The organism is Lapidilactobacillus mulanensis, assembly GCF_003946215.1.
Taxonomy (GTDB): Bacteria; Bacillota; Bacilli; order Lactobacillales; family Lactobacillaceae; genus Lapidilactobacillus; species Lapidilactobacillus mulanensis.
The window spans coordinates 1-14,550 of the sequence record NZ_RHOW01000048.1 but is presented as its reverse complement, the minus strand read 5'-3'; the positions used below and the strand labels follow the sequence as shown (position 1 = coordinate 14,550).

The window sequence follows — 14,550 nt, the reverse complement described above, 5'->3', positions numbered from 1 at the left end:
TGCCGTTCAAGAATGTGCATAAACACTTTAATTATTTGATTGTCCTCTTGACAGGAGCCGAGCCTTCGTATAAATATTTCTTCTTTTTCGGTAACGATTCGCCCACGATCATGCCCTCACTTTAAATATTACGATCACTTGATTACGTAGAAAAGGATGCTAAATAAATAATGCATACTAAACGTTATATCACAAATCAGTTCTCAAAATCAGCGAATACATGGATAAATACAGAAAAAAACACGATTTATTCATAGACAACGTTTTATATCATAAACATGTCGTTGCCATCTTAATAATCATACGATTTTCAACGAAAAATATGCAACAAAAAAAGCCGATCAATTGATCAGCTTTTTAAATTATTGATAGAATTTGAAAATGGAGATTATAGACGACGACCAAAGTCTGGACGATAGTATTGGAGCGTACCGACTTTAACGTTTTGGCCAGTTGTAGGTGCGTGGATGTATTGACCATTGCCAATGTAAATGCCCACGTGATGTGCAGAACCTACGCCACCCCAGAATACTAAGTCACCAGCTTGTAAATTGTTAACAGAAACGTATGTGCCAAGTGTACTTTGTGCTTGAGAAACACGAGGTAAATCAATACCAGCTTGTTTAGCTGCATACCAAATCAAACCTGAACAGTCAAAGCCTGCAGGTGAAGCGCCACCCCAAACATAGGGAACATCGATATATCTAGCAGCGTTGCTCGCAATTGAACCGCCAGAAACGGATGGAATTGAAGGTGTAGCGCTGGAAGAATTACCCTTGTTATTATTTGTAGTTGTGACAGTGGCAGTTACTTTTGCAGCACTAGCTGTCTTGACTGCTTTAGCAGCAGCTGCAGCCTTATCAGCAGCTTCTTGCTTAGCTTGTGCTTCTGCTGCAGCTTTCACTGCTGCACTGGCTTGATCTAATTCAGTTTGTAAACCAGCTAACGCATCTTTATTATCTTCTAATTGTGTTTGTAAACTGACTTGCGCAGCTTCTGCAGAAGTTTTTACAGAAACTAAATTATCTTTTTCAGTTACTAATTTTGCTTTGGTTGCGACTAATTGTGCCGCTTTAGAAACTTGTTCGTCTTTTAATCCAGCCAACTTTTGTTTGGCAGCATCAACAGCATCCATAGCATCTTTGTTAGCTTTATTTAACTTGTTAACTGCGAATGAACGCGAGATCAAGTCAGTGAAATCATCGCTACTTAAAACAAAATCAACATACACGTTGCCAGAAACACTGTTTGTTGATTTCTTCTGCAATTCGATCAACTGTTCGCGCAAGACTGATTTACGATCACTCAATTCTGCTTGAGCCGTATCAATTTCACCCGACAAGTCGCTGATCCGTGTTTGCGTTGCTGAAATCAAGGTTTGTGTCTTGTTGATTTCAACCATTTTATCAGAAACATCGTTATTTAATTTGTCTACTTTTGATTGTTGCGTATTGATTTGATCTAATAACTTTGCAGAGCTACTCTGATTCGAAGAAATAGCAGCCTTGGCATCAGAGACTTTGTCTGCAGATACCGTATTAGGACTGATGAATACAGGGCCTGCTAAAAGAAATGCGGCCGCACTAATTAAGATGCGCTTCGTAAGTTTTCTCAAATTGTACACTCCCATGTTTTGATTACAAGTAGCAGTATACCATGTGGATCTTTACAGAATCTTTACAATTAGACCAAGATAAGATAACAATTCAAATTTAATAACAACAACTATTCACTCGGTAAATGCCTATAAATCAGCATTTTACTTTTTAAAGCATATAGCTGACATCTGTTTGTTACAATGAATTCCTTAATAGTTTCATAATAAGTTGCCGTCATAACGGCGTTTATTCGTAAATGCTTTCATATTCCCGTCCACAAAAAAAGAAGTATGACAAAAATCATACTTCTTGTAACAATTCTGTCTTATTCGGCAATGCGAACTAATGTGTATTTCTTTTTACCCTTGCGAATGATGACAAACTTGCCAGCAAACGCGGTTGTTGTGTCGACCGCAAAATCAACATCCTGTTCACGCTGTCCATTCACATAAATCGCACCATTATTAATATCTTCGCGTGCTTGACGGCGAGACGATTCGATCTTGGTCACATCGACTAAGAACTCAACCAAATTGATCTGGGTTGGTGCGATGGTGACACTTGGCATGCCCTTGAAACCTTGTTCGATTTCTTCAGCGCTTAAATCTGAGACCGCACCTGTAAACAGAGCCGCAGAAATATGTTCTGCTTCTTCAACTGACTTTTGACCATGAACAAACGCTGTGACTTGGCGTGCCAAAGTTCGTTGTGCTTCACGCTTCTCTGGCTCGGTTTCAATCTTATGAGCCAAGTCTTGGATTTCCTCGCGTGAGAGGAAAGTGAAGTATTTCAAGTATTTAACCACATCACGATCGTCTTGATTCAACCAGAATTGGTAGAACTCGTATGGCGTCGTCTTTTCGGCATCCAACCAAACTGCACCACCTGCAGTTTTACCAAACTTGGTGCCATCTGCCTTCAACAATAATGGCACCGTCAAACCATAGACGCGCGCTTCTGAGCCTTCTAGCTTATGGATCAAGTCTGTCCCAGCCGTAATATTTCCCCACTGATCGGCGCCACCGATTTGCAATTGAACATCATGTTCGCGATATAACGTCAAAAAATCGATCGACTGTAAAATTTGGTACGTAAACTCAGTGAACGAAATTCCGGCAGCCAAACGCGACGAAACTACCTCTTTGTTCAACATCACATTGATGGGAAATTCCTTACCGTAAATTCGCAAGAAATCTAACAGGCTAATTTTCGAGAGCCAATCGTAATTATCGACGATCGTAAAGTTATCTGTGCCAAACAAACGCGTCATTTGCTTCGTGATAGCTTCCTTATTCGCCTGAACTTGAGCCATCGTCTGCAAAGATCGCTCGGATTTCCGACCGGATGGATCACCGATCGAACCTGTCCCACCACCGATAACAATGACTGGATGGTGACCGGCCTCCTGAAATCTCTTTAAAATCATAAACGGAATCAAATGACCGATATGTAAAGAATCGCCCGTTGGATCGGCGCCACAATAAAGTGAGATCGCCTTCTCTTCCGTTAATTGTTGCAAACCCTCTAAATCAGTGGTCTGATTAACGGCACCACGCCATTCCAAATCTGCCAATATTTCATTTCGTTCCATTTTTAAAACTCCCTTCAATTTTTCTGCCTAAAGCTAACCAGTATCTTTCCGCACACCGAACTAACGCACCAAGACGTTTGGCTCACCATTCCGAGTTAGGCTCAAACAATATCGCAAGCTACAAAAAAATCCCTAACTGAAAAAATCAGTTAGGGACGATAATTTACCGCGGTACCACCCAATTACCTGCAATTGCAGACAACTTAAGGTTCGTAAAGTGAACAAAACTTTTCAGCGTCTAGTGTAATTCATTCTTAACGCACGTCCGGTTTGCAGTATCCACCGGCTTTCTTCACGTTTGCATTAACAACTACTGGGTTAGACTATAACTTTTAAATTAACGTCAGATTATCATGAACAACTGGCTTTGTCAATGGTCGCTCGCGCCAATCGGTAGAACAGTGATCGGTAATTGATCTCCCAAGAAACGCTGAATTTTAGTTTCGATTGCTTCCTTTTCAACAATCGCACCAAAAAAAGATTGGGGATAAGCCAACAACTCTGTAAATTGTGTCATCGCTAAATCTGATTGCGAGATAAACGGAATCAGTTGGAAATGATAGCGGCTTTGCTGGTTTACTTTTGCATTCAACGCCTCTGATAAGGGCATGATCACGGCGGTAGCTTTGGCGACTGTCGAGGTTTGTGCCAGTAGGTCGTCCAACTCAGCCTGACTGATCACAGTCAGCTCGAGTTCACGCTCCGTCAGGAAACGACGCAACTTATCTTCAAGCGCATTGTCAGCATTTTCTGCCGAAATCACGAGATAATAACGCAACGTCGGTGAAAAATAGATTTCATCTGCCATGGCCGTCGTCTGAAACCATTTCATTAAAGTCTCGTTGATAGTTTGCAGACGTTGTTGCCAATAATGCCGTTGCTCTGCAGTTGGTGTTTTATTCAAAACTAAATCCGGCAATTGCTGCAACTGAAACTTGGCTTGTGTACGCGCTTTTTGCAAAGCTTGTCGCAACAATGCCGCTTTTTTGATCCGCTGCTGATCTAAATCTTGCAGTTGCAATTCTAGATCGTCCCACTTCACTTCTCGAACTTTTGGCACGAGTTCAGTCGTCGGTTCTTCCTGTTGATGTTGGGTATAATCGACAGGCTTGATCAACGGTTGCGTATTTAATTCGCCTAGATCGTTTGCCTCAGTAGATTCAGAATTCCGATTTTGATCAGTCATGATACAACTCCTCGCTGCAGATTACGACCACCAAAGTTTAACCAATGCCTGAGTGCCCTCGTCGCCTAAACCGCGATCATCCACGAGTTGTTCATATAGTTTCTTGGCTTGTGCCGTGGTAGGTAAATCCAAGCCTAACTCATCAGCCTCTTCCAAAGCAATCCGCAAGTCCTTCAAGAAGTGCTTTGCAAAAAATCCGGCAGAATAATCTTCCTTCAAAATCCGTGGGCCATAATTGGTTAACGACCAATTGGCTGCAGAACCGCCGCCAACAGTTGTCAAAACCTTCTCTAAATCTAGACCGGCCTTTTTCGCGTAGACCAACATTTCGGTCATGCCGGTCATCGTGCCGGCGATCATGATTTGATTGGCCATTTTAGTGGCTTGACCACTACCGGCACCACCGAATATATTAACTTGCTGGCCCATCGCCGCAAAAACGGGCTGCATCTTAGCAAACACGGCCGCAGAACCACCGACCATGATCGTGAGCGTCCCTTTTTGAGCACCAATGTCTCCACCAGAAACGGGCGCATCCAATACATTAACGCCTTTAGGTGCAGCTGCCGCGAAAATTTTGCGAGCCAAACTTGGTTTGCTCGTGGTCATATCGATCAACGTTTGCCCAGGCTGGACGGCTGAAAGAATCCCCTCGTCACCAAAGTAAACCGCCTCAACATCTTGCGGAAAACCAACGATCGTAATGACAACCTCGCTTTGCCGAGTAACCGCAGCCGGAGAATCAGCCCAATTAGCACCCGCATCCAAAACCGCTTGCGCATGCGCCTTCGTCCGATTAAAAACCGTCACCGAAAAATTAGCCTTCAATAAATTCTTGATCATACCAGTTCCCATCACACCAGTACCAATAAACCCAATATTCGTCATGTTGAAACCTCCGATTTATGTTGTGAGAGCTGACGGGTTAGCTGCGTAGAAAAAGTTCAGAAACAACTTAATTCGGTTTTTGAATTCAGTTGTTTCTAACTTATTCATGCAGACAGTCAGCTCGAACACGATTAAGTTGTGAGTAACCAAAACCCGCACATTCCCATTCCAACTCATTATAACAAAGAAATAAATTTCACCATCTATCTATTTCCTATCTTTCATCCGTATTTTCGTCCACGCGTTTCTGATCATCACTCAGTTCGACAATTTTCCCAGTCTTACTGTAAACCGTCCATTCCGAAATGTTCACGATATGATCACCGATCCGTTCCAAGTCCGAGCTTACCTTCAGAACCGAAATCACTTCACGAAAACTCGACTCAATAGATTGCTGCAACGCCATTACGTACAACGCTTGTTTTTCCAAATCAGTTTTCTCTCATTTGATTTTGTTCCATCAGCCAGGCGAAACCTTTACTGACATCTTTCCAAGTAGTGTTATCTCCATCAAATTTTAGCCAAATAAAATCTTCATCTTTGACACCTTTAGTTATCTTTAAGATACCAATAAGATCATTAGGTAATCCCAATAAAGACCTCTTATATGCCGTTGTTGGTCTCTCTGCTCCAACTCTAGAATGTAAGAATTCATTGATATCTTTGTATCCAGATTTCTCATCCAAATAGATCTTATTATCTGACAGCATTGTAACTTTACTTTTTGTTTTAGAAAAGATGACATCATATAGAGGTTCATCTTGTCTCATAGTCCTAAATTTCTCCATCTATCTATTTCCTATTTTTCATCCGTATTTTCGCCCACGCGTTTCTGGTCATCACTCAGTTCGACAATTTTCCCAGTCTTACTGTAAACCGTCCATTCCGAAATGTTCACGATATGATCACCGATCCGTTCCAAAAAGCGGGCAACCATTAAATAACTGGCGCTGGCCGCCGCGTGTTCAGCATCTTGATCCGCTCCTGAAGTCAGTGTTTTGCGGATCTCAACAAATTGTCGATCGATTTCTTCATCGGTCTTCGCAATTTTCTTAGCGGCGTCTGCATCCTCTTGGAAATAAGCCGACAAAGAATCTTCTAGCATCTTGCGAACATTGTCGGTCAAAATAGCGATCAACTTTTCAATATGCGGAATTCTCGGATTACCCTTGATGTAAATTGTCTCGCGGGCGATCCCGACAGCATGATCACCGATTCTTTCCAAGTCCGAGCTTGCCTTCAGAACCGAAATCACTTCACGAAAACTCGACGCAACAGGTTGCTGCAACGCCATCATGTAGAGTGCTTGTTTTTCCAAATCGGTTTCGCTCTCATTGATCTTGTGATCGGCCAGAACAACCTTTTGTGCTGATTCTTTGTCGTGATCCGCAAACGACTTCGTGGCATGATAAATCTGGTCGCTGACCGTGATTCCCATGTCCATAAATTTAGATTGTAACTTTTTTAATTCATTTTGAAATTGTGGTCCCATTTAATTCTCCATTCTGAATTTGCGCGAAATAATTCCAGATTGCGTCATTCCATATCGTATTTGTTCAATTCTAGCACTTAACGCCGGCTTCGGTGAGATGAATTGAAAGATTATTTTATCGCTTGGAAAAATACAAAAAAACTCCGAAATTTTGCGATCTCATTTCAGAGTGGTTGCGTATACAAAACTTTTTTTGCTTTTAAAATCATGATTTTTTTATGAATGGACGGAAAATTTTGTCGTTAAATCGTGTTCGTAAGCACTGAAATCAATGTCTAAGTGACAACAACTTAAATCTTAAAACCAAGATTTTAGTTGTTGTCGACTTAGTCATTGATTTCAACCCGTGCTTACTCACAACTTAATTTAAAAACGCTCTAATAAAGACTTGTGCGATGCTGAAATAAATCAATACACTCGTTAAATCGCTGAGTGTAGTGATGAATGGGCCACTGGCAACCGCTGGATCGAAGCCCAGTTTTTCCATTAACATTGGGATTAAACTCCCGGCTAAATTAGCCACTGTAATTGCGGCGGCCATTGCCAGTCCAATCGTCAATCCCAACGCCAGATTCTGTTTCCAAATTCCCACGATCACGGTGACTGTTAATCCGGTGATCACACCAGTCACCAAGCCTGTCAGCACCTCGCCAATAACCAGACGCAAAATTTTCGGTTTATTTTCACCGTTCACGGCCAAGCGTCTTACCGCCACAGCTAAACTCTGAGTTCCCGCATTACCGGCTGTACCGGTGATCAGCGAAATAAACACGGCTAAAATACTCGCCGAGCTCAGCAATGACTCATAGTGATTGATCAACGTTGCCGTCGACATTCCCAGAAATAATAGCGTGATCAGCCAAGGAAGTCGTTTGGATGCGGCCTTAAACGGATTTTCCGAAGTATAATCAACATCGACACCGGCAAGTCCAGAATAATCGGATTGTGCTTCATCATCAATAACTTCGATGGCATCATCAACGGTGATGATCCCGACTAACTTTTGCTGATCATCCGTCACGGGTAAGGCGATAAAATTATAATCACGAATTTTCTGAGCAACGTCCGCCTGTTCGTCGTGAACACTCGCGGTGATAACATTGGGCGTCATGACTTCGACCAACTTCGCGTGACTGTCATTGACGATCAAATCACGCAAAGTTAAAACACCGACTAGTAAATTATCGGCGTTCACAACATAAACATAATAAATTGTTTCCGCATCCGCAGCCTCACGCTTCAATTCCGCGAGCGCCTGACCGACGTCCAAATCCTCACGAACACTAACATAGTCGGTCGTCATAATACCGCCGGCAGTTTCAGTATCGTAATGCAGCAACTTCCGCAATTCGATGGCATCCGAACGGCCCATCAACGACAAATAACGATCCACGTCTTCTTTTGGCAAATGTTCCAGAATATCGGCCGCATTATCATCGAACATATCATTCAACATGTCCGCCGCATATTGCGTATCCATTTCCGCAAGTAAATCCGTCATTTGAGGCAGATCATCCTCGATCGTATCGAAAAAGTCACCAACCTCATGTGCATCTAAAACATGATACAACTGCTCACGTTGCGGCTGTTCCAGGGACAAATAAAAATGCGACTGGTCATAGAAATGCATGTCTAAAAAACGTTTACGAAAAACCTTCGTTTCACCGTTCTTAAGCGCAAGTAATAACTGCGCATTGCTAATCTCCAATTGATCATCATATTTCTCCATGAAATCACCTCGGTTATTCAAGTTGTGAGTAAGCACGGTTGAAATCAATGGCTAAGTCGCAAATAACTAAAATCTTGGTTTTAAGATTTAAGTTATTCGCACTTAGACAGTGATTTCAGTGCTTACGAACACGTTTATGTTGTGAGTAGCCATGGGTTGAATTTGAGCATTAATGCTGAGTAAACATTAAATCCGATCTTTGGATTTAGTGTTTACTCAAGTTAAGCGGAAATTTCAATGGCTACGAACACGTTCAAGTTGTGAGTCGTCAAGGGTTGAAATTGAGCATTAACTCGACATAAGATAAAATCCTGCTTTTGGATTTCATCTTATGTCAGTTAAGCGGAAATTTCAATGGCTACGAACACGATTAAGTTGTGAGAGCTGACGGGTTCATTTTTAGCATTACCCCGTACTCCCTACCGTTCCATCTCCGCCTCGATCGCCAGAAAGTCGCTTGGTATTGGCGCAGATAATTGAATCTCTTTTTTCATAATCGGTTGATAAAACGTTAGCTGTGCGCAATGCAGTGCCTGTCGCTGCGCAGCCGGCGTCATCGGTCCGCCATATAATTCATCGCCAAATAGCGGATGCCCCAGCGCCGCCAAATGCACTCGGATTTGATGCGTGCGCCCAGTTAGCAGTTGCAATTGTACCAACGAACCCTCTGGATAAGTTTGCAAAACTTGATAGCGCGTCTTTGAGGGCTTGCCAGCTTCCGTGATCATTCGTTCCATCCCGTGTTCGGCACGGCGCCCGATCGGCAAATCGATCAAACCACTCGCTTGTTCGAAATGGCCTTGTGCGAGCGCCAGATACATTTTTTGCATGCGATGTTGTTTGTTTTGTTCGTCTAGTAATGAGTGGGCATACGCGCTTTTGCCAAAAATCACCAACCCAGAAGTATCCATGTCTAATCGCGTTGCAATGTGAATCGACAGGCTTTCTGCGCCTTGCGTCTGCAAATAACCTTTCACACGATTCGCCAACGCATCGTTAGGATGACTGCGCGACGGGATCGACGCTAAGTGTGCCGGCTTGTTCACGACCAAAAATAAATCATCCTCATAAATAATTTCAATTGGTAAATGGCTTGTCGTTACTGTCGACGCCGCTTTCTCCGGTGCTAAAGTAACGCGGATCAGGTCACCGTCATGTAACAAATAATTCGTATAGCGTTGACGATGATTAACAAAAATTTGACCGCCAGAAAACTTCAAGCGGCCAATCTGTGACTTTGAAAATCCATGGTGTTTTAAAAAGCTTTGTAGCGTCACCTGATCTTGCTCGGGAAAGTTCGCCGCAGAAAATTGCCACTTAAAGTTCATGGCCATCTTCATCCTTTTCGCGCATACTACCAATGAATGAATCTTCGACTCGCGACCAGAAATGCATGTGCCGATATTTGGCAAAGTGAATCCGTTCTTTAGCAATCTGATATTTGATTTCAGTGATCGCACGATTGTGACTGCTCAGCTGATCGACTGTCAGCGTATAATCAGCGGCCGACTGCGTTTTAACTGTGATCCATTCATCTGGTGCAATCACGATCGGTGACGACAACGTGCGATAAACCCGATTATTGATCGAGGCGATTTCCGTCAGTTGTAAGGCTTCTAATCGTGGGTGTAACACGGCGCCGCCCAACGACTTGCTGTAACCAGTTGAACCAGTTGGCGTGGCCACACAAATCCCATCGCCACGGAAACTTTCAAAAAAAGCATCGCGAATATAAATATCCGTCTTGATGGTCAAGGCATTTCGCCGCAAAGAAGATTCGTTCAACGACAAAAAATGACTCGGATCTTTTTGCGTGGCATATTTAACTTGCACATCGAGTAATGGATAGCTGACACTCTGACCGACGTCGGCGTTGATTTCTTTGACCAAATCATCCAGCTCATAATCACGCCAATCGGTATAAAATCCCAAGTGACCAGTATGTACACCGACAAAACGAACCGTATCCAAAATGTGTGAGTAGCGATGAAAACAATTCAATAAAGTGCCATCTCCACCAACACTAACAACTAATTCAGGATTGGTGGTGGTTAGCTCATGTCCTGCATCAACTAATTTTTCTTTGAGACTAGCGGAGATCCTAGTCGATTTTTCGGTGGTGTTCCCCATGACTGCAATTTTCATGGCTTATCCTCATTTGTTGGCTTCTGATCAGAATTCGGCTGATCACTACTTTGTGCCTCTGAACCCTGACTCAATTCCTGATCTGACGGTGGTTGTTGTTGATCCGGTTGGTTTTCCAATTGCCCAGCTGCGTACAATTGTTGGGCCTCTTGAACTTCTTCACGAATCTCTGACATTTCTTGGTCTAGCATAAAAGATGCTTCAGCCGCACGTTTCAGCCGAGCATTGATCTCTTCGGGAAATTCACCCTGATATTTATAATTCAACGAATGCTCGATCGTCGCCCAGAAATTCATCGACAAAGTACGAACTTGAATTTCTGCGAGAACTTTTTTCTCGTGGTCGACTAATTGAATCGGATATTCGATGACAATGTGATAAGAACGGTAACCACTAGGCTTGCTATTGGAAACGTAATCGCGTTCCTCGATCACCTGCATGTCCTGCCGTTGCCGAATTAAATCGGCGACCTGATAAATATCGCCCACAAATTGCACCATGATCCGAATGCCAGCAATATCCTGCATATCGGTCTCAAGTAACTCTTCGCGAATAAAACGACGATGCATTTTTTCGATGATACTATTCACAGGCTTCACCCGACCAGTCACAAACTCGATTGGCGTGTGTTCGCCCATATTTTGATATTGTTTACGGATGGCTCTAAATTTTAATTTTAATTCATCTACCGCCTGATTATACGGCATTAAAAATTGCGACCAGTTTTTACTCATCTTGATTCCTCACTCTTAGACAATCCATGCTTATTTTAACACATCGGACGCATAAAGACGAAAATCAGAATGTGAGTGCTGATGGATTTATTTCGCCCAGGTTTCATTCTGAAAAAGAGCGACCTAGAAATGGGGCATAACTATCACATGATTAACCGTGAACTTCAATACACAAAAAGACCCATGACTAAGTAGTCGCGAGTCTCTAAATATCTGTTAATTGAAAACGTGATCCAAGCTACTGACAGTTTCTTGGATTGACGATTCGCTATAGATTAAGACTTGTTTTTATGATTTGAATTTCGTTTTCTAACCACTAATGCGAGTGGTAACATCATGATGGCCCCACCCACAAACCAAAAAAACGTGAACCAGTTTTGTTTTAGATAGATACCTTGCTGAATGAGATGCGAAAATAAAAGGCGATAGACAACACTATGCAGAGCCGTAAATCCTATGATTAAAAGCCAAAAAGGTAAATTATGTTTAACAAAAGTGATGATTTTTTTCATGCTAATTAGAAGGCCTTCCCGACCAGTAATAATACGTGTATGAGGTTTCATAAAGCTTTATGCTGCCTATTTTGATGAAGGGCTTTCTCATTTCTTTAACCGCGCCATAAACTGTCTTATGCATTGCTTGGTATAGATCATAATATGCAGTTGTAGTCATATGATCTGTTCCAGCAGCTATTACCCCTGCAGAAATACCTTTTTTTATCACTCCTTTGACAAAATCCTTTGCGAGACTAACTCCGCCAGTTAAAAATGCTGCAATCGCCGTCAAGGCCGCCGTTGAAAGTGCCAAAACCATATTAATCTTTTTTCGTGTTGTAACTAGCCCCATTGCGTAATAGCCGCTTGTTGGAAGAACCGCCCTGGGTTCGATTCGAAGATTTGTCAATGAAGTGTTAATGAATGGCATGGGTGAAATGGTTGCTAGGGCCTTAGTGGCGGAAAAATCATCATTATTTAGTGCACTAATATACTCACTCAGTATATAATCCTGGCCATTAATTCTAACAATATTGGCATCAATAAAGAATTCCTCATCAAAAGTTTTTATCCCTTCCACAATTCGAAATCGATTGTTTCCAAGTGGTGTCGAGGTATTTCCGCTTTCATCTGTCAATATATTACCTGTTGATTTATTATCAACAGTGGTCCTCGGTTGTACCCCGTTTGATGCAGCATGAATTATGCTTGTTCCACCTATAACTGGTGCAATTATTCCTAAAGCAATGGCCATCATGCATGTTATAACAGTTCTATTTTTCATTTTTCTTTCCTCCATCCCAATATTTTATCGTTTATTTTACCTCTCCTACTCCTCTACCCTCAAAAATGATCAACTATAGTCCAAGAAACTGCTCGCCTAACTCCTTCCTATTTTCTCAGCTTAATCCACGGGAACTTTATCATGATTGAATCAGCTGGTTTAAACTTAATTGACCACAATCTGAGTTTACAAAATTAAAGGCGATTACGGAAGAAAGCAATGCTTGCCTTTTAGCAAGCATTACTTGCGCAATCACTTGCGCAAGTACCAATTAACGCATATCAACAAGTTTCCTACCCTGAAAACGAAATTACAGCGTGATTACAAAACCAAAAGATCAATTCAATTATTATCGGCGTTCTATAATATTGAGAATAGAAGCTCATTTTCTCCCCCCAAGAAAAAGGATATTGCTTCATCAAGCCCACGATCATAAAGCTATTTCCTTTAAAATCAGTGCAAAAATGATAGAATACATTGGGAGGCAGTGTGATGGTCAGTCTAGAAGTTGAATTCAAGAACCTTTTAACATCCGTTGAATTTACGCGGATCGAATCTCAATTTGCTTTTGCGCCACCTTTTAAACAAACAAATTATTATTTCGATACCCCCGACCAAAAACTGCAGCAACATCATTGCGGTTTGCGCATTCGCATTTATATGGATCATGCCGAACAAACCCTCAAAGTACCAACTGCCCGAGAAAAACGGGGCCAACATGAATTGCTGGAAATCACAGATAACCTGACTATGGCACAGGCTGGGACGAAACAAATTCAGCCAGATGGTGCAGTTGCCACAGCCTTAAATGACAGGCAGATTTCATTGTCTGACTTGCAAATTTTTGCAGAAGCAACGACGATTCGTCGAATTGCTGAACTGGATGTTGGTGAGCTGACCCTTGATCAAACCACCTATCCAAATGGCCGAATAGATTATGAATTAGAGTTAGAAACTAAGCAACCAGAATTGGCGCAACAATTTTATCAAACGTTGTTGCAACGGGATCAAATTCCCCAACGAGCGGTCACGAATAAAATTTCTCGGGCAGTGACCAATCATTAAAATTGAAATGTTTTTTTATTCAGGATAGAATAGCATTTGTCGCATTTATCAACCAGTATCGTTTCATTTGTAATGGAGGAAGCATTTTGTTAGAAGTCTTTATGTTTGTTAATCCGATCGGCGGGGTTTGTCTCGAAACTGAACGCAATATTATTGACAGTTTGGACTATCATCATCAAAAAGCACGTATTAACGTTGTTCCGCTCACAAATCTGCAAATCGTAACCGATTATTTAGAACGGAATCATTTAGATCAGCACGATCTCGATTTACGTAATCATATTTCAACGGTTATTTACGAATCACTATTAGACTTCAAGGCGGCATCTTTCCAAGGCAAGAAAAAGGCCCGGGCATTTTTGCTGAGCTTACAAAAACATATCAACCATGATCAAGCAAAGTATTCCGACGATTTGATCAATTTAGTCGTTGCTGAAGCTGCACTAGATCCCGCAACTTTTTGGGATGACCGCAACAGCCAATTGGTCAAGGATCTTTGCGAAGCCGATCGTCAATTAGCTAGCGAACTCGGTGTGAAACGGACACCTTCCACCGTGCTCGTTGATTATCGCCACAATATTGACGGCGACGGTATTTTGATCGAAGGCTGTGTTTCCAACGAATTGATCGATCAAATCGTGGAAGATCGCCTCTCAAGTTATCAAGAAATCGTGAACCGCACCCCATTCTTACAAATGCTTGCCAAGAATCACGATCACTTACGTTTGCTTAAATAAATTTCGAAAATTATAAATAGCTCCCGACAAATCAGACAGTATTTCGGGTCTTTGTCAAATAGTGTTGGTGGAGATTTATGAGCGATATCTGAATTTACAGATATCGC

At 42.0% G+C, this 14,550-nt stretch carries 14 protein-coding genes; 2 read left to right on the top strand and 12 right to left on the bottom strand.

The annotated features are described in order from the left end of the window. Nucleotides 1-388: 388 nt before the first annotated feature. From EKM67_RS09495 to EKM67_RS09435, 12 genes are all read right to left on the bottom strand, one after another. Nucleotides 389-1,615, bottom strand: coding sequence for a C40 family peptidase (locus tag EKM67_RS09495; RefSeq protein ID WP_379894840.1), 1,227 nt, complete (start codon nucleotides 1,613-1,615; stop codon nucleotides 389-391). A gap of 308 nt (nucleotides 1,616-1,923) precedes the next feature. Beyond that, on the bottom strand, nucleotides 1,924-3,189 hold the full coding sequence (gene tyrS, locus EKM67_RS09490; protein WP_125578780.1) for a tyrosine--tRNA ligase: 1,266 nt from the start codon (nucleotides 3,187-3,189) through the stop codon (nucleotides 1,924-1,926). A 370-nt stretch (nucleotides 3,190-3,559) separates the two neighbouring features. Beyond that, complete coding sequence (locus EKM67_RS09485; protein WP_125578779.1) at nucleotides 3,560-4,375, bottom strand: hypothetical protein; 816 nt, start codon at nucleotides 4,373-4,375, stop codon at nucleotides 3,560-3,562. Between the two features lie 21 nt (nucleotides 4,376-4,396). Next, nucleotides 4,397-5,263, bottom strand: coding sequence for an NAD(P)-dependent oxidoreductase (locus EKM67_RS09480; RefSeq protein WP_125578778.1), 867 nt, complete (start codon nucleotides 5,261-5,263; stop codon nucleotides 4,397-4,399). A gap of 214 nt (nucleotides 5,264-5,477) precedes the next feature. Further along, on the bottom strand, nucleotides 5,478-5,693 hold the full coding sequence (locus EKM67_RS09475) for a PhoU domain-containing protein (protein ID WP_225417363.1): 216 nt from the start codon (nucleotides 5,691-5,693) through the stop codon (nucleotides 5,478-5,480). A gap of 1 nt (nucleotide 5,694) precedes the next feature. Then, entirely contained in the window at nucleotides 5,695-6,033 is a 339-nt protein-coding gene (locus EKM67_RS09470) for a hypothetical protein (protein ID WP_125578777.1), read from the bottom strand. 29 nt (nucleotides 6,034-6,062) lie between these two features. After that, entirely contained in the window at nucleotides 6,063-6,755 is a 693-nt protein-coding gene (gene phoU, locus EKM67_RS09465) for a phosphate signaling complex protein PhoU (protein ID WP_125578776.1), read from the bottom strand. A gap of 361 nt (nucleotides 6,756-7,116) precedes the next feature. Next, nucleotides 7,117-8,484 carry a magnesium transporter gene (mgtE, locus tag EKM67_RS09460; RefSeq protein WP_125578775.1) on the bottom strand — a complete coding sequence of 456 codons (1,368 nt, stop codon included), beginning with the start codon at nucleotides 8,482-8,484 and terminating at the stop codon, nucleotides 7,117-7,119. 419 nt (nucleotides 8,485-8,903) lie between these two features. After that, nucleotides 8,904-9,812, bottom strand: coding sequence for an RluA family pseudouridine synthase (locus tag EKM67_RS09455; protein ID WP_125578774.1), 909 nt, complete (start codon nucleotides 9,810-9,812; stop codon nucleotides 8,904-8,906). Beyond that, entirely contained in the window at nucleotides 9,802-10,629 is an 828-nt protein-coding gene (locus EKM67_RS09450) for an NAD kinase (protein ID WP_125578773.1), read from the bottom strand. The genes EKM67_RS09455 and EKM67_RS09450 overlap by 11 nt, the downstream gene beginning before the upstream one ends. Beyond that, nucleotides 10,626-11,363, bottom strand: a complete 738-nt coding sequence (locus tag EKM67_RS09445; protein ID WP_125578772.1) for a GTP pyrophosphokinase — start codon at nucleotides 11,361-11,363, stop codon at nucleotides 10,626-10,628. Before EKM67_RS09445 ends, EKM67_RS09450 begins: the two co-directional genes overlap by 4 nt. Nucleotides 11,364-11,876: 513 nt before the next feature. Further along, the gene (locus EKM67_RS09435) at nucleotides 11,877-12,641 is read right to left on the bottom strand and encodes a hypothetical protein (RefSeq protein ID WP_125578770.1); all 765 of its coding nucleotides are present in this window, start codon (nucleotides 12,639-12,641) and stop codon (nucleotides 11,877-11,879) included. Nucleotides 12,642-13,133: 492 nt separating this feature from the next. On the opposite strand from EKM67_RS09435, the gene EKM67_RS09430 reads away from it, so the two are divergent. Continuing rightward, nucleotides 13,134-13,706, top strand: a complete 573-nt coding sequence (locus EKM67_RS09430; protein WP_125578769.1) for a CYTH domain-containing protein — start codon at nucleotides 13,134-13,136, stop codon at nucleotides 13,704-13,706. 86 nt (nucleotides 13,707-13,792) lie between these two features. Further along, nucleotides 13,793-14,443: a DsbA family protein gene (locus EKM67_RS09425; RefSeq protein ID WP_125578768.1), complete on the top strand. Its 651-nt coding sequence runs from the start codon at nucleotides 13,793-13,795 to the stop codon at nucleotides 14,441-14,443. The last annotated feature ends 107 nt before the right edge of the window (nucleotides 14,444-14,550 follow it).